The sequence below is a fragment of the Streptomyces mashuensis genome (genome assembly GCF_014654785.1).
Classification (GTDB): Bacteria; Actinomycetota; Actinomycetes; order Streptomycetales; family Streptomycetaceae; genus Streptomyces; species Streptomyces mashuensis.
The window spans coordinates 1-15,330 of the sequence record NZ_BNBD01000022.1; the positions used below are offsets into that span (position 1 = coordinate 1).

18 protein-coding genes are annotated in these 15,330 nt (G+C 71.5%); 5 read left to right on the forward strand and 13 right to left on the reverse strand.

All coding sequences use genetic code 11. The annotated features are described in order from the left end of the window. Both IE305_RS33320 and IE305_RS30505 read right to left on the reverse strand, forming a co-directional pair. The coding region (locus tag IE305_RS33320) for a hypothetical protein (protein ID WP_229891737.1) at positions 1-190 on the reverse strand (190 nt) is incomplete at its 3' end. Positions 191-448: 258 nt separating this feature from the next. Beyond that, complete coding sequence (locus IE305_RS30505; protein ID WP_190133068.1) at positions 449-1,099, reverse strand: DNA-3-methyladenine glycosylase; 651 nt, start codon at positions 1,097-1,099, stop codon at positions 449-451. 59 nt (positions 1,100-1,158) lie between these two features. Here IE305_RS30505 and IE305_RS30510 point away from each other — a divergent pair, with 59 nt between their 5' ends. Then, positions 1,159-1,941 (forward strand): sporulation protein, encoded by a 783-nt coding sequence (locus tag IE305_RS30510; protein WP_190133069.1) that lies wholly within the window; start codon positions 1,159-1,161, stop codon positions 1,939-1,941. Positions 1,942-1,976: 35 nt separating this feature from the next. Here the strand turns inward: IE305_RS30510 and IE305_RS30515 are convergent, their stop codons facing one another. After that, entirely contained in the window at positions 1,977-2,408 is a 432-nt protein-coding gene (locus IE305_RS30515; protein WP_190133070.1) for a barstar family protein, read from the reverse strand. Continuing rightward, the gene (locus IE305_RS30520) at positions 2,405-2,821 is read right to left on the reverse strand and encodes a guanyl-specific ribonuclease (RefSeq protein WP_229891739.1); all 417 of its coding nucleotides are present in this window, start codon (positions 2,819-2,821) and stop codon (positions 2,405-2,407) included. The genes IE305_RS30515 and IE305_RS30520 overlap by 4 nt, the downstream gene beginning before the upstream one ends. A 149-nt stretch (positions 2,822-2,970) precedes the next feature. Between IE305_RS30520 and IE305_RS30525 the strand changes: the two genes are divergently transcribed. Continuing rightward, positions 2,971-3,510, forward strand: coding sequence for a YbhB/YbcL family Raf kinase inhibitor-like protein (locus tag IE305_RS30525; RefSeq protein WP_190133138.1), 540 nt, complete (start codon positions 2,971-2,973; stop codon positions 3,508-3,510). Positions 3,511-3,602: 92 nt separating this feature from the next. On the opposite strand, the gene IE305_RS30530 is transcribed toward IE305_RS30525, so the two are convergent. The 4 genes from IE305_RS30530 to IE305_RS30545 form a co-directional block, all read right to left on the reverse strand. Further along, on the reverse strand, positions 3,603-4,376 hold the full coding sequence (locus tag IE305_RS30530) for a sulfite exporter TauE/SafE family protein (protein ID WP_190133071.1): 774 nt from the start codon (positions 4,374-4,376) through the stop codon (positions 3,603-3,605). Between the two features lie 119 nt (positions 4,377-4,495). Next, a complete protein-coding gene (locus tag IE305_RS30535) occupies positions 4,496-5,449 on the reverse strand; it encodes an SPFH domain-containing protein (RefSeq protein WP_190133072.1) in 954 nt (317 codons plus the stop codon). 133 nt (positions 5,450-5,582) lie between these two features. After that, positions 5,583-6,005 (reverse strand): NfeD family protein, encoded by a 423-nt coding sequence (locus IE305_RS30540; protein WP_229891741.1) that lies wholly within the window; start codon positions 6,003-6,005, stop codon positions 5,583-5,585. A gap of 48 nt (positions 6,006-6,053) precedes the next feature. Continuing rightward, complete coding sequence (locus IE305_RS30545) at positions 6,054-6,863, reverse strand: ABC transporter ATP-binding protein (RefSeq protein ID WP_190133073.1); 810 nt, start codon at positions 6,861-6,863, stop codon at positions 6,054-6,056. A 104-nt stretch (positions 6,864-6,967) separates the two neighbouring features. Between IE305_RS30545 and IE305_RS30550 the strand changes: the two genes are divergently transcribed. Next, positions 6,968-7,768 carry an Rv1486c family protein gene (locus IE305_RS30550; protein WP_190133074.1) on the forward strand — a complete coding sequence of 267 codons (801 nt, stop codon included), beginning with the start codon at positions 6,968-6,970 and terminating at the stop codon, positions 7,766-7,768. 117 nt (positions 7,769-7,885) lie between these two features. Here IE305_RS30550 and IE305_RS30555 read toward each other — a convergent pair whose 3' ends face one another. The 4 genes from IE305_RS30555 to IE305_RS30570 form a co-directional block, all read right to left on the reverse strand. Then, a complete protein-coding gene (locus IE305_RS30555) occupies positions 7,886-8,188 on the reverse strand; it encodes a chaplin (protein ID WP_190133075.1) in 303 nt (100 codons plus the stop codon). A 202-nt stretch (positions 8,189-8,390) separates the two neighbouring features. Then, the gene (locus IE305_RS30560; RefSeq protein ID WP_308440290.1) at positions 8,391-8,630 is read right to left on the reverse strand and encodes a chaplin; all 240 of its coding nucleotides are present in this window, start codon (positions 8,628-8,630) and stop codon (positions 8,391-8,393) included. A 201-nt stretch (positions 8,631-8,831) separates the two neighbouring features. Continuing rightward, positions 8,832-9,476: a response regulator gene (locus IE305_RS30565; RefSeq protein WP_190133077.1), complete on the reverse strand. Its 645-nt coding sequence runs from the start codon at positions 9,474-9,476 to the stop codon at positions 8,832-8,834. Beyond that, positions 9,469-10,614 (reverse strand): GAF domain-containing sensor histidine kinase, encoded by a 1,146-nt coding sequence (locus IE305_RS30570; protein WP_190133078.1) that lies wholly within the window; start codon positions 10,612-10,614, stop codon positions 9,469-9,471. The genes IE305_RS30565 and IE305_RS30570 overlap by 8 nt, the downstream gene beginning before the upstream one ends. 161 nt (positions 10,615-10,775) lie before the next feature. Between IE305_RS30570 and IE305_RS30575 the strand changes: the two genes are divergently transcribed. Both IE305_RS30575 and IE305_RS30580 read left to right on the forward strand, forming a co-directional pair. Beyond that, complete coding sequence (locus IE305_RS30575; RefSeq protein WP_190133079.1) at positions 10,776-11,474, forward strand: nitroreductase family protein; 699 nt, start codon at positions 10,776-10,778, stop codon at positions 11,472-11,474. Between the two features lie 404 nt (positions 11,475-11,878). Then, a complete protein-coding gene (locus IE305_RS30580) occupies positions 11,879-12,565 on the forward strand; it encodes a transglycosylase SLT domain-containing protein (RefSeq protein ID WP_190133080.1) in 687 nt (228 codons plus the stop codon). Between the two features lie 112 nt (positions 12,566-12,677). Here the strand turns inward: IE305_RS30580 and IE305_RS30585 are convergent, their stop codons facing one another. Further along, positions 12,678-15,278 carry an ABC transporter ATP-binding protein/permease gene (locus IE305_RS30585; protein ID WP_190133081.1) on the reverse strand — a complete coding sequence of 867 codons (2,601 nt, stop codon included), beginning with the start codon at positions 15,276-15,278 and terminating at the stop codon, positions 12,678-12,680. Positions 15,279-15,330: the final 52 nt, after the last annotated feature.

Sequence of the window (15,330 nt, forward strand, 5' to 3'; positions counted from 1 at the left end):
AACATATCTGGCGTTGACTTTTGGCACGCTGTTGAGTTCTCAAGGAACGGACGCTTCCTTCGTACTCACCCTCTCGGGCTTTCCTCCGGGCGCTTCCCTTCGGTGTCTCCGACTTTATCAGACTCTCTTCCGTGCCGTATCCGGCGTGGAATTCGATTCCGATATCCCCTGTCGGCGGGGTGTCCACCACGTTAGCGGATTTCCTCGGCGGCTGCTAATCGAGTCGATCGAGCCGATTTCGGAAACGCATTCCGGCACGCAAAGGCGCACGGAACACGACCCCGGTCCGGGGCTTCCTCGTAGTGGTGGTTGTACCGCCCATCAGGTGCGCTCGTACGGCGCTGCCCTTCTCAGGCGGCTCAGCTACGTTAGGCCCTCCCGGCCGCAGAGTCAAGCACCGAGGTCAGCGGGCCCGTCAGCCCTCCGCGAGCCCTCCCTCGGCCCTGTCCTACTGCTGCGCCTTCCCCCGGTTCCGCGGGACATGCGCCCGGTAGCGGCTCACCGTCGGGTCGCCGTCCGCCCAGAAGCGCCAGGGGTGATGGGCGCCGTCGCCGCCGACGCCCGTGCGGGGGCCGTTGCGGATGCTGCCGCGGGGGACGGGGGTGCCCTCCAGTACCCGTAGGGGGGCGTCGGGGCCGGCGCAGAGGTCGGTGCCGTTGAGGGTGCGGTCCACGTCGAGTGCGGTGGCCAGGCGGGCCGGGCCCTGGGCCAGCTCGTGGTCGTGGCGGGCCTTGGGGCGGCGCTTGCGGGCCAGGCCGGCGCCCTCGATCACCTCGCCGCCGCGCAGCAGGACACCGCTGGCGGTGCCTTCGGGGCCGCAGACCAGGTTCAGGCTGAACCACATTCCGTAGATGAAGTAGACGTAGGCGTGTCCGGGCGGACCGAACATCGACGCGTTGCGTTCCGTGCGGCCCCGGTAGGCGTGCGAGCCGGGGTCGGCCTCGCCGGCGTATGCCTCGACCTCCGTGATGCGGAGGACGATCCGTCCCTCGGGCATCGTCCGGACGAGGGTGCGGCCCAGCAGGTCGGGGGCGACCTCGAGGACGGGACGGTCGAAGAACTCCCTGGGCAGTGGCATACGGTCAGGCGCGGAAATCATGCCGGCCGAGCCTAGTGGAAGGGCCCGGGGAACCGAACCGGGTCCGGGGAGGATGTTCAGTGGTGTTCAAGAAGCTCATGGCAAGCCTGGGGGCGGGCGGCGCTTCGGTGGAGACGGTGCTCTTCGAGGAGAACGTCGTACCGGGCGGCGTGGTGCAGGGCGAGGTCCGCATCCAGGGCGGGACCGTGCCGCAGCGGATCGAGGGCCTGTCGGTGGGGCTCCAGGCGCGCGTCGAGGTGGAGACCGACGACGGCGAGTACAAGCAGGACGTGGAGTTCACGCGGGTCCGGCTGGGCGGGGAGTTCGAGGTGCAGGCGGGTGCGGTGCACACCGTGCCGTTCGGGCTGGAGGTGCCGTGGGAGACGCCGGTCACGATGTTCCTGGGCCGGCAGCTGACCGGGATGAGCGTGGGGGTGTCGACACACCTGGCGATCGCCCGGGCGGTGGACTCGGGTGACCTCGATCCGGTGAACGTGCACCCCCTGCCGGCGCAGCAGGCGATCCTCGACGCGTTCGGCCGGCTCGGCTTCGTGTTCAAGGCCGCCGACCTGGAGCGGGGCCACATCAGCGGGACGCGGCAGCGGCTGCCCTTCTACCAGGAGATCGAGTTCCATGCACCGGCGCAGTACCGGGGGCTGAACGAGGTGGAGCTGTCGTTCGTGGCGGACGACCGCGAGATGGACGTGGTGCTGGAGATGGACAAGAAGCCGGGCCTGTTCGGCTCGGGCAGCGACACGTACCGTTCGTTCACCGTCGACCTGGCGTCGTACGGGGACACGGACTGGGCGGCGTACCTGCACCAGTGGCTGGCCGAGGTGGGTGGCCGCCGCAACTGGTTCTGACGCCTCGTTCCCCGCCCCGGGCCGGGCGGCTGCGGTCAGGCGAGCAGGACCGCCAGCACCGGGTCGTGCCCGGCCCAGAAGCCGACGGCGTCGGTGAGGATGGCCTCCGCGGTGCGGGCGTCGGCCGGGGCGGACTTGCGGAAGGTCTCCCAGTCCTCGGCGAGCAGGAGGTGGCCGCGTGTCTTGCCGGCCTCCCGCCACCAGGAGAGGTCGGTGAGGCAGTCGGCGAGGGCGTCCCAGTTGTGGCCGAACCACGAGGGGAAGTCCAGGTCGGCGGCGCACCGGTCGAGGAAGGCCGCCTTGTCGTGGACGTGGGCGAGGCGGAGGCGGGCGGGGTGCCAGTCGGCGCCGGTGGCGAGGGCGGCGACGTCGTCGGGGGCGTCGGTGGGCGGGAGGCGGTAGACGCCCGGCGGGGTCGCGCCCGAGAGGAGCGCGGGGACGCCGGGCGGGGGGAGCAGGCCGGTCATGGGTGCACCACCGCTTCGAAGGTCTTGTAGTGGTCGCCGGTGTAGTAGCGCTCCTCGTGCTGCCCGGTGATGATGCGCCGGGCGCCGCGGTCGCGGGAGCCGGGGGTGGGGACGGTGTACTCGTGGTAGTAGCCGCGGTTCTGGCGGGGCAGCCGGTTCTCGTGGTTGCCGAAGACGGTGCCGTCCTTGGGGTACGGGAAGGGGCCGCCCTTGGCGATGAGTTGCAGGGTGTGCCGGGCCTCGGGGGGCAGTTGGTCCTCGGTGACGGTCTTCATGCCCTTCGCCCAGGCGGGCGCGGTGCCGGTGGCCGGGCGCGCGGGCTGTTCCGTCTTGTGCCCGCCGGAGGAGCCGGAGGAGCACGCGGGCAGGAGCAGGAGGGGCAGGACGGCCAGGAGTGCGGTCAGGGTGCGCACGAGGCGTCCCGCGGGCCGTCGTCCGTTGTGGCGAAGTACATGGAGCACGCTCCCTATGGTCGCAGCCCGTGCGGCTGTCGCCTCGTTAGGCTGGCGGTTCCGGTTGTCCGCCGTATCTGGAGGTGTTCCCCGTGTCCGACGCGTCCGGTGTGTCCGAGCAGAAGCGTCCGCCGCTCCCCCATGAGTTTCTTCCGCCGGTGCCGTCGTTCACGCTGGTGAGCGACGACGTCGTGCCGGGCGGGGAGCTGAGCGGGGATCAGGTGCATGCGGGCGGCAATCGTTCGCCGCATCTGCGCTGGGAGGGGTTCCCGGAGGGGACGAAGAGTTTCGCGGTGACGTGTTTCGACCCCGACGCGCCGACGGGCAGCGGTTTCTGGCACTGGGTCGTCTTCGACATCCCGGCCGGGGTCACCGAGCTGCCCGCCGGGGCCGGCAGCGGGAAGATGGAGGGGCTCCCGGAGGGGGCCGTGCACGTGCGCAACGACTACGGCACGCGGGACTTCGGGGGTGCGGCGCCGCCGGCGGGCGACGGGCCGCACCGGTACGTGTTCACGGTGTACGCCGTGGACCGGGAGAAGCTGGGCCCGGACGCGGAGGCGTCGCCGGCGGTGGTCGGGTTCCACCTGCGGTTCCACGCGCTGGCGCGGGCGCATGTGATCGGTACGTACGAGGTGCCGGCGGGCGGCTGAGGCGGGAGGTTCCGCCGGTTCGTCCACGTACGGGGGAGGGTCCGCTGCGGCCCCTCCCCCGTTGCTGTCCGGTGCGGCCGGTGCCGCGGCGGCTACTTGAGCAGCAGCTGGACGATGGCGACGGTGCCGACGGCGACGATGATGCCGCGCAGGGCGACGGGCGGGAGGCGGCGGCCGATCCTGGCGCCGATCTGGCCGCCGATGACGGAGCCGACGGCGATGAGCAGCACGGCGGTCCAGTCGACGTGGGCGGCGAGGACGAAGAAGACGGCGGCGACGCCGTTGACGACGACGGCGAGGACGTTCTTCAGGGCGTTGATGCGCTGGAGGTCCTCGTCGAGCAGGACGCCCATGAGGGACAGGTAGAGCACGCCCTGGGCGGCGCCGAAGTAGCCGCCGTAGGCGCTGGCGAGGAGCATGCCGGCGAAGAGGACGGGGCCGCCGTGGGCGGGGACGTGGGTGCCGTTGCGTTCGCGGCGGCGGGCGAGGGTGCGGGCGAGCCGGGGTTGCAGGACGACGAGGACGAGTGCGATGCCGATGAGGGCGGGCACGATGGCGTCGAAGGCCGAGGACGGCAGGGCGAGCAGCAGGACGGCGCCGGCGAGGCCGCCGACGAGGGCGGTGATGCCGAGGCGGAGGACGCGGGGGCCCTGGCCCTGGAGTTCCCGGCGGTAGCCTATGGCGCCGCTGATGCTGCCGGGGACGAGGCCGAGGGTGTTGGAGACGTTGGCAGTGATGGGGGGCAGTCCGGTGGCGAGGAGCACCGGGAAGGTGATGAGGGTGCCGGAGCCGACGATGGTGTTGATGGCGCCTGCGCCGATGCCGGCGCCGAAGACCGCGAGTGCTTCCCAGATGGACAAGGCCATCTCCTTCGGATCGGTGTGTCGCCTCCCCGCCACAGGGGTCGGGGGGCTCGCACCGATCATGCACGAACCGGATCATGGGGGGACAGGCCCTGGCCGGTTCGTGCCGGGTCGTGCGGGGGTCAGTCGAGGGGGGGCTGCTCGCGGCGCGGGGTCTCCTTGGTGGTGCGGGGGGCGCTGCCGCCGCCGCGGGGGCCGAGGCTGCCCAGGCCGTTGCCGACGGCTCCGCTGAGGCCCTTGAGGGCGTCGCCGATCTCGCTGGGGACGATCCAGAGCTTGTTGGCGTCGCCTTCGGCGATCTTCGGGAGCATCTGGAGGTACTGGTAGGAGAGCAGCTTCTCGTCGGGGTCGCCGGCGTGGATGGACTCGAAGACGGTGCGGATGGCCTGGGCCTCGCCCTCGGCTCGGAGGGCGGCGGCGCGGGCCTCACCTTCGGCGCGGAGGATGGCCGACTGCTTCTCGCCCTCGGCGCGCAGGATCTCGGACTGCCGGATGCCTTCGGCCTGGAGGATGGCGGCGCGCTTGTCCCGGTCGGCGCGCATCTGCTTCTCCATCGAGTCCTGGATGGAGGTGGGGGGCTCGATGGCCTTGAGTTCGACGCGGTTGACGCGGATGCCCCACTTGCCGGTGGCCTCGTCGAGGACGCCGCGGAGGGCGGCGTTGATCTCCTCGCGGGAGGTGAGGGTGCGCTCGAGGTCCATGCCGCCGATGATGTTGCGCAGGGTGGTGACGGTGAGCTGCTCGATGGCCTGGATGAAGCTGGAGACCTCGTAGGTGGCGGCGCGGGCGTCGGTCACCTGGTAGTAGATGACCGTGTCGATGTTGACGACGAGGTTGTCCTGGGTGATGACCGGCTGGGGCGGGAAGGGGACGACCTGCTCGCGGAGGTCGATGCGGTTGCGGATCGTGTCGATGAAGGGGACGACGATGTTCAGGCCCGCGTTGAGAGTGCGGGTGTAGCGGCCGAAGCGCTCCACGATGGCGGCGCTGGCCTGCGGAATGACCTGAACCGTCTTCATGAGGGCGATGAAGACGAGCACCACCAGGATGATCAGGACGATGATGATCGGTTCCATCGTGGCTCCAGCTCCCCGTGCCGTGTCGGTGACGTTGCCCGCTGTGCGGTGCACGCGGTGATCGTTGTGAGGGAGTCTTCCAGAACCGGGCACCGCTGTGCAGGCGTTAGGGCGGAGCCGGCCGGTCCCGGTCTCACACGACCACGGCCGTGGCGCCGTCGATCTCGATGACGTCCACCTGCTCGCCCACTTCGAAGGCGCGCCCGGTGTCGAGGGAGCGCGCGGACCAGATCTCGCCCGCGAGCTTGATGCGGCCGCCGTTGCCGTCGACCCGTTCCAGGACGACGGCCTGCCGGCCCCGGAGCGCGTCCACGCCGGTCGCCAGCTCGGGGCGGCCCCGGCGCTGGCGGTTGGCGATCGGGCGGACGACGGCGATCAGGGCCACGGAGACGACGGCGAAGACGAGGAACTGTGCCACGGTGCCGCCGCCGAGGACGGCGGTGACGGCGGCGGCGACGGCTCCGGCCGCGAACATGCCGAATTCCGGCATCGCGGTGACGACCAGCGGAATGCCCAGCCCGACGGCGGCGACGAGCCACCACACCCAAGTGCCCACCTGGTCATGGTAGGGGCGCGGCCCCGCCCCGGGACAGAGCGCGCGGGGTCAGGACAGCGGCAGCCCGTGGGCGGTCCAGCGGTCGCCGTGGCGCTCGACGACGAGGGGCAGGCCGAAGCAGTGGGAAAGGTTGCGGGAGGTGAGCTCCAGCTCGATGGGGCCGGCGGCCAGCACCTTGCCCTGGCGGATCATCAGGACGTGGGTGAAGCCGGGGGCGATCTCCTCGACGTGGTGCGTGACCATCACCATCGAGGGGGCGAGCGGGTCGCGGGCGAGGCGGCCCAGGCGGCGTACGAGGTCCTCGCGGCCGCCGAGGTCGAGGCCGGCGGCGGGCTCGTCGAGCATGAGCAGCTCGGGGTCGGTCATCATGGCGCGGGCGATGAGGGTTCGCTTGCGCTCGCCCTCGGAGAGGGTGCCGAACTTCCGGTCCAGGAAGTCGGTCATGCCGAGGACGTCGAGGAAGGCGCGGGCGCGCTGCTCGTCGACCTCCTCGTAGTCCTCGCGCCAGCCGGCGGTCATGCCGTAGGCGGCGGTGAGGACGGTCTGCAGCACGGTCTGGCTGCGGGGCAGCTTGTCGGCCAGGGCGATGCCGGCCACGCCGATGCGGGGGCGGAGGTCGAAGACGTCGACGGCGCCGAGCTTCTCCCCCAGGATGCGGGCGGTGCCCTTGCTGGGGAAGAGGTAGCTGGACGCGACGTTGAGAAGGGTGGTCTTGCCGGCGCCATTGGGGCCGAGGATCACCCAGCGCTCGCCCTCCTTGACCGACCAGGAGACCTGGTCCACCAGAGCCCGGCCCTCGCGGACCACGGATACGTCCACCAGTTCCAGCACATCGCTCATGAGCGCGTTGTCTCCCATTGCAGTCGCGTCGTCGCCTGCGCCTGTCCGGCGCAGCCCCCGGGGCAGAGCCCCAGGGAAAAACTACGCCACCCGGCGAGCGAGCCGGTCTCTAGGCTGGGGGCATGCTCGACGAACATCGCTCAGGGCGGCTCACCGCCTGGGGAAATGCCCTTATTGCCGGATTTGCCGCACCTGATGACGTGGCGGACCGCATCACCGGGGAGGACGCGTCCCACCGTGTCACGGGTCTGCCGGGCGAGTCCGGCCCGGTGGGCCTGACGCTGGCGCTGGGCCGGCTGCGCGCGCTGGGCGCCACGGGGCTGCGGCTGGCGCTGCCGGTGCCGGGCCATCCGCTGGGGCTGAGCGGGCCGCCGGAGTTCAACGACCGGGCGATCGACGCGGGCGAGGCCGTCGTCGCGGTGGGCGTGGGGCTCGGGCTGGTGCCCGAGGTGTACGAGGCGGGGCCCGCCGGCGACGTGCACGTCGAGGTCCTGTGGCACTGCCTGCCGGTACGGGAGGCCCCGCCCGCGGACGTGCCGTCGCTGTCGGAGGCCGAGCGGGAACTGGCCGAGGCGCTGCGCGACGCCACGGAGGCGCTGACCCGGCTGGACGTGGCGGGCTCGGGCCCGGTGGCGCAGGCGGCGCTGGAGGCGTACCGGGCGAGGGCCGCGCGGTCCGCGGAGGTACTGGCGCCGGGGTACCCGCCGCGCGCGGTGCGGGTGCTGCAACTGGCGCAGCGGGTCGGGGCGCTGCTGGACATCGCGTACGCGCCGGGGGACGGCGAGGGCCGGGAGCACGGCGGCGCGGTGAGCGCCTCGGAGATCGCGGCGCGGGCGGCGACGCTGCGGCCGGTGGAGCGGACGGCCCGGCGGGCGCAGGTGGCGGCGTACAACGCCGTGCTGGAGGGGTCCGGCCGGGGCTGACCGGGCTCCAGCAGAAGGCCCCGCGGACCGGCCGGTCCGCGGGGCCTTCTGCTGGGCGTACCTCATGGGCGGGCCGGCGGCCCGTCGGGGGACGCGGAGCGGGCGGGAGCCGCCTGCTCAGTGGCCGCCGTGGTGGCCCTTGTGCTCGTGGTGCCCCTTGCCCCCGTCGTTGATGCAGGTGTTGCCGAAGGTCGGGTTGAGGAGGCCGATGATGATGTCGATGGTGTTGCCGCAGACGTTCACCGGGATGTCGATCGGCACCTGGATGACGTTGCCCGAGATGACACCGGGCGAGCCCTTGGCAGCGCCGACGGCGATGGCGCCGTGACCGTCGTCACTGGCGACCGCGGGGACGACGGAGGCGCTGACGGCGACGCCTGCTGCGGCCAGAGCGAGGGCTGCCTTCTTGGCACTGTTCATGAGGTGGTCTTCCTTTTAGATGACTGACCTGACCGGCCCCTGCCACGGGGCCGTGTACTGATGAACGCCAATGAACCCCCGACGGCACGGCCATCGGGGGTGTTTGCCCTCGTTCGGACGATTGATCACCCTCGCCCGATCAATCCCGGTGTCGGCTCCACCGTAGTGGAGCCGACGGACTCACGGGGGTGAGCGTCGTTTATTACTCGTTGACGCAGAGGTTGCCGTGGGCCGGGTTGCCGACGCCCACCACGTTCACGGTGTTGCCGCACAGGTTGACCGGGACCTTCACGGGGACCTGGACGACGTTGCCGGAGGCGACACCGGGGCTGTTCTTCGCCACACCCTCGGCCTGGGCGTGGGCGGAGGCGGAGGCGGCACCGGCCAGCGCGAGACCACCCACGGCGAGCGTGACGGCAGCGGCCTTCTTCATGTTGTTCACTTTCGTATGACCTTCCTGATGTTTGCCAGAGCGTCGCCACGGCCAGCCGCCGCGGTTACGCCATGGAAAACGGGCCACGACGAGGGGAGTTGCGCGTTCGGAGCAGTTATCACACGACAGCATGAACAGCCGATCGGAGCGTGACGTTCCGCTTAATGGGGGACCGGACACGCGCCGCTCCCCGCCCCGCAAAAGACCAGGTCAGGCACCGATCCCATGACGGACCGCCCAGAGGGCCGCCTGGGTGCGGTCCGCCAGGTCGAGCTTCATCAGGATGTTCGAGACGTGCGTCTTGACGGTCTTCTCGGAGAGCACCAGCGCCCGCGCGATCTCCCGGTTGGACCGCCCGTCGGCGATCAGGGCGAGCACCTCGCGCTCCCGCTCCGTCAGCCCGTTGCCCCGGCCGTGGCCGGTCCCCTCGTCCTGGGCCAGCAGGGCCCCGGCGACCTCCGGCTGGAGCAGGACGTGCCCGGCGTGCACCGACCGGATGGCGCCGGCCAGCGCGTCGGGGGCCACGTCCTTGTACACGTAGCCCGCGGCGCCCGCACGCAGCGCCGGCACGACGGTGCGCTGCTCCGTGAAGCTGGTGACCACCAGGACCCGGGCGGGGTTGCCCAGCTCGCGCAGCCGGCGCAGCGCCTCGATGCCGTCGGTGCCGGGCATCTTCACGTCCATGAGGACGACGTCCGGGAGCAGCTCCCCGGCGCGCTCGACGCCCTCGGCGCCGTCCGCGGCCTCACCCACCACCTCGATGTCCTCCTGGACCTCCAGGAAGGTGCGCAGCCCTTCGCGGACCACCTGGTGGTCGTCGACGATCAGCACCTTGATCCGGTGTTCCTCAGCCACCGGGCACCTCCATCTCGATCGTGGTGCCCGTTCCGGGCTCCGAGGTCACGGTCAGCGTTCCGCCGACGCCGCCCGCCCGGTCGCGCATGGAGACCAGGCCCAGGTGGCGGCCGGCCCGGCGGACGGCGCCGGGGTCGAAGCCGCAGCCGTCGTCGGTGACGCGCAGGGTGGCGCCGGGGCCGCTGCGGGCGAGGGTGACGTCGACCGTGCGGGCGCCGGAGTGGCGCAGGGCGTTGTGGAGGGCCTCCTGGGCGACGCGCAGCAGGGCCTCCTCCTGGGCGGCGGGCAGGGCGCGCACGCCGTGGTTGGTGAAGCCGACGCGGGCGGAGTGGGCGCGGTCGAGCACCTTCACCTGGGTGCGCAGGGTGGCCACCAGGCCGTCCTCGTCGAGGGCTGCGGGGCGCAGCTCGACGACGGCGGCGCGCAGCTCGTCGGCGGCCTCGGCGGCGAGCCGGGCGACCTCGTGGAGGGCGCCCTTGGCGCGGGCGGGGTCGCGGTCGACGAGGGCGGTGGCGGCCTGGGCGGTCAGCCGGAGGGAGAACAGCTTCTGCGCGACGGCGTCGTGCAGCTCGTGGGCGAGGCGGGAGCGCTCGCCGGCGATGGTGAGCTCGCGGCTGCGCTCGTAGAGGCGGGCGTTGGTGAGGGCGATGGCGGCGTGCTGGGCGAGGACGCCGAGCAGTTCCTCGTCCTCCGCGGTGAAGCCGCAGCCGCCCTCGGGCTTGGGGCAGCGCTTGTCGGCGAGGAAGAGGGCGCCGAGGATCTCGTCGCCGTCGGCCACCGGGACGCCGATGAAGTCGCTCATGTCGGGGTGCGCGGCGGGCCAGCCGCCGAAGCGGGGGTCGCGGCGCACGTCGGCGAGGCGCTGGGGGGTGGCGTCCTTCAGCATCGACGCGAGGATGCCGTGCTGGCGCGGAAGGGGGCCGATGGCCTTCCACTGGTCGTCACTGACGCCGTCGACGACGAACTGGGCGAAGCCCCCGTGGTCGTCGGGGACGCCGAGCGCGGCGTACTCGGCGTCCAGCAGGTCTCGGGCGGAGGCGACGATGGTCTTGAGGACGTCGCGCACCTCCAGGTGCCGGCTCATCGCGAGCAGCGCGGTGCTGATCGCCGTGAGGCCGGAGCGGGGCGGGGTGGTCATGGCCCTTACCGTAGCGAGCGGGTGTGCGGGGGGAATCGGGCCTGCGGTGGCCGGGACCTGGGCCGGTGGTCCTAGGGCGGGTGGTCCTAAAGCGGGTGGGCCCGGGGCGGGGGCCTGGGGTGCGTGGGAGTGGACGGGCGCCGCCGGGGCATGTACTCCTCATGTCTGGACCTGTGCAGTGGACCCCCACCCACGGCGAGCCCTACCGTGCGGTGCCCTACCGTCCGGAGCGGATGCCGGTGGAGGAGTCGCTGGCCCGCGCCGCCGAGCTGCGGGAGCGCATGGGGCGGCGCCGTACGGTGCGGCAGTTCTCGCCCGACCCGGTGCCCGAGCAGGTGGTGCGGGACGCGATCGCGTGCGCGGCGACGGCGCCGTCCGGGGCGCACCAGCAGCCGTGGACGTTCGTCCTGGTGAAGGACCCGGCGGTGCGGCGGGCCGTGCGGGCGGCGGCGGAGGAAGAGGAGCGGCGGTCGTACGCGGGCCGGCTGGGCGAGGAGTGGCTGGCGGCGCTGCGCCCGCTGGGCACCGACGAGGTGAAGCCGCACCTGACGGACGCGCCGGCGCTGGTGGTGGTGTTCCAGCAGCGGTACTGGCTCGGTCCGGACGGGGAGCGGCGCAAGCACTACTACGTGGACGAGTCGGTGGGGATCGCGGTGGGGATGCTGCTGTCGGCGCTGCACCTGTCGGGGCTGGCGGCGCTGGTGCACACGCCGAGCCCGATGCGGTTCCTGGCGGAGGTGCTGGGGCGGCCGGCGAACGAAAAGGCGTTCGCGGTGATCCCGGTGGGCTATCCGGCGCCGGACTGCCGGGTGCCGGACCTGGTGCGGAAGAGCCTCGGCCAGGTGCTGGTGGAGGTCTGACCGGAGGGCCGGAGCAGGGCCGGAGCAGGGCCGAGCAGCATAACTCCGCTCGGACGATCTTTCTGATCGCAAACAGTGACCGAGCGTACGGCGCCGACCGCCCTGCGTAGCGTTGCCCGTGGCCGCGTGTGACCCCGCCCACGGGACGCACATCACGTACGAAGCCGCTTAGTGGACGCGTAAACACGCGGTAAGTGAGCGGTTCACCTGGCAAGTGCCGGGGAGCGGGGGCGGGGCCTCGCGGGTTGCGTTACGAGGCTCCGTAGTACGTCACATCATTGCGAGCTGATTTTGCAGCCGCTAACAATTGCCCAGCCGCAGGGCGCCGTCGAACGAGACGCGGCGCTGACCGCGTCGATCCGGGCCGCTGCGACTCAAGCGATTGGAAGAGGTTCAGCTCACTCATGCGCTCCCCCATCTCCGGCTATACCCGCCTGACCAAGGTCCACAAGTTCTCCGCCGCCGGCATTGCCGCGGCCGGTGTCGCCGCACTGGCCTTCGCGGTCGTCCCCGCCTCCGCCGACGGCGAGAAGACGGTCGCCGCCGTGAAGCCGGTCGCCTGGAACGCGCACTCCTTCGGCGAGACGCAGCAGCAGGAGCTGGCCAAGCAGGCCGACCGCGCCACCGAGCAGGCCAAGGCCGACGCCAAGAAGAAGGCCGACGAGCAGGCCGCCAAGGAGAAGGCGGACAAGGAGCGCGCCGAGCAGCAGGCCGCGAGCCGTTCCGCCGAGCGCGCGCCCGTCCCGGCCGCCCCGGTGAAGAAGACCTACGCCAACAACCTCGACGGGTGGATCCGCGAGGCCCTGGACATCATGCAGGCCAAGGGCATCCCGGGCAGCTACAACGGCATCTACCGCAACATCATGCGGGAGTCGACCGGCAACCCGAAGGCCATCAACCTGTGGGACTCCAACGCCGCCAAGGGCATCCCGTCCAAGGGCCTGCTCCAGGTGATCGACCCCACCTTCAAGGCGTACCACGTCGACGGCACCTCCTGGGACATCTACGACCCGGTCGCCAACATCACCGCCGCCTGCAACTACGCGGCGAAGGTGTACGGCTCCATGGACAACGTCAACTCGGCGTACTGAGCCAGGGCACCCCACGCTTCCGCGCGGCGGAAGGACAGCAACGCCGAAGGGCGGCACCCGGAGTCCGGGTGCCGCCCTTCGGCGCGTTCGCGGGCCCGTCACGGGCCGGCCGTCACTTGCGCATGACCTCGGGCTCGTGCCGGCGCAGCAGCCGGATGACGAGGAAGCCGCAGGCGATGCCGATGGCCAGCAGCGCGGCGAGGTCCATGCCCCACTGGCCGGCGCTGTGTGCCCACAGCGGGTCGAGGTGGGTCGGGTCGTTCTTGTCGAACGGCGCCATGACGTGCGACAGGTCCAGCGTGGTGCCGGCGCCGGCGATGGCCCAGCGGGCCGGCATCAGCCAGGCGACCTGCTCGATGCCCGGCGCGTCGAAGAGCTTGAAGAGGATGCCGGTGAAGACGACCTGGACGATGGCGAACATGACCAGCAGCGGCATGGTCTTCTCCGTGGTCTTCACCAGGGAGGAGATCACCAGGCCGATCATCATGCAGGTGAACCCCAGGCCGGTGACGACGACGCACAGCTCGACGGCGGGCAGGTTCTTCACCACCAGGCCCTGGTCGGGCAGCTTGCGGGCCGAGAAGCCGATGGCGCAGATCAGGGCGCCCTGCACCGCGGTGATCGCACCGAGGACGATCACCTTGGACATCAGATAGGCGCTCCGGGACAGGCCGGTGGCGCGTTCCCGTTCGTAGATGACCCGTTCCTTGATCAGCTCACGGACGGAGTTGGCGGAGCCTGAGAAGCACATGCCGACCGCGAGGATCAGCATGATCGTGCCGGCGTCCTGGTTGAAGTGGCCCTTGGTGGGCGCGCCGAGCCCGAAGTCCGACGGGATCAGCGTGCTGACGCCGCCGATCACGGCCGGCAGGGCCAGCATCAGCCCCATGAAGCCGCGGTCGGACGCGATGACCGACACGTACCTGCGCATCAGCGTCCACAGTTGGGACATCCAGCTCTGCGGCACCGGCGGGCGGACCATCTGCGGCTGGACGTGCACGGACTGCGGGGCGACGGCGTCGATGTCGGCCGCGTACATCTGGTAGTGCTGCGAGCCCTTCCAGCGGCCCGACCAGTCGTAGTCGCGGTAGTTCTCGAACGCCGAGAAGACGTCGGCCCAGGTCTCGTAGCCGAAGAAGTTCAGCGCCTCGTCCGGCGGGCCGAAGTACGCCACGGCGCCGCCCGGCGCCATCACCAGCAGCTTGTCGCACAGCGCCAGCTCGGCCACCGAGTGGGTGACCACCAGGACCGTGCGGCCGTCGTCGGCCAGGCCGCGCAGCAGCTGCATGACGTCGCGGTCCATGCCCGGGTCCAGGCCGGAGGTGGGCTCGTCCAGGAAGATCAGCGACGGCTTGGTCAGCAGCTCCAGCGCGACCGAGACGCGCTTGCGCTGGCCGCCGGAGAGCGCGGTGATCTTCTTGTCCTTGTGGTGGTCGAGCTTCAGCTCGCGCAGCACCTCGTCGATGCGCGCCTCGCGCTCGGAGGTCGCGGTGTCGCCGGGGAAGCGGAGCTTGGCCGCGTAGCGCAGCGCCTTACGGATGGTGAGGTCCTTGTGCAGGATGTCGTCCTGCGGGACCAGACCGATGCGCTGCCGCAGCTCGGCGAACTGCTTGTACAGGTTCCGGTTGTCGTAGAGCACGTCGCCCTGGTTGGCGGGCCGGTAGCCGGTCAGCGCCTTGAGCAGGGTGGACTTGCCGGAGCCGGAGGGGCCGATGACGGCGATCAGCGACTTCTCGGGGACGCCGAAGGAGACGTCCTTGAGGATCTGCTTGCCGCCTTCGACGGTCACGGTCAGGTGGCGGGCGGAGAAGGAGACGTCACCGGTGTCGACGAACTCCTCGAGGCGGTCGCCGACCAGCCGGAACGTCGAGTGACCGACACCCACGATGTCGTTGGGGCCGATGATCTGCTGCCGGACCGGCTGACCGTTGACGTAGGTGCCGTTGTGGCTGCCCAGGTCGACGATCTCGAAACGGCCGTCGCTCGTGGCCCGGAACTCGGCGTGGTGCCGGGAGACCTGGAGGTCGGAGACGACCAGCTCGTTGTCCAGGGCACGACCGATGCGCATCACGCGCCCGGCGGCCACCTGGTGGAACGTGGTGGGGCTGCGGTCGCCGTAGACGGGCGGGGCGGCCGCGCCGCCGGGCGTCTGCACGGGCTGCGCCTGCTGCTGCGGCACGTACGGCTGCTGCGGCTGGGGCTGCTGGTGCTGCGCGTGCTGCGGCGGCTGCTGCTGCTGCCAGGAGCCGTGCTGGGGCTGCTGCTGGTAGGGCTGCTGGCCCGGCCAGCCGGCACCGCTGCTCTGCCCGCCCGGCTGCTGGTAGTGCTGCGGGGCCGGCCCGCCGTGCTGGAGAGGGGGCGCGATGGCCGTCTGCGCACTGTAGAGGTCGGCGGCCGGGGCGGCGGCCTGGGCGGCGGAGAAGTCCAGCCGGGGGCCGTCGCTGGCGTTGCCCAGGTGCACGCTGGCGCCCGGGCCGATCTCCATCTGATGGACCCGCTGGCCCTGCACATAGGTGCCGTTGGTGCTGCCGTGGTCCTCGATGACCCACGCACGGCCACCCCAGCGGAGGGTGGCGTGCCGCCAGGAGACGCGGGCGTCCTCCAGCACCATGTCACCCTGCGGGTCACGCCCCAGGGCGTACGACCGGGACGGGTCAAGCGCCCAGGTCTGTCCATTCAATTCCAGTACGAGTTCCGGCACTCCATGCCCCACTACTTGTCCCCCGATGTCCCCTGCACAGGGAGTCTAGGGATGGTGAACATCG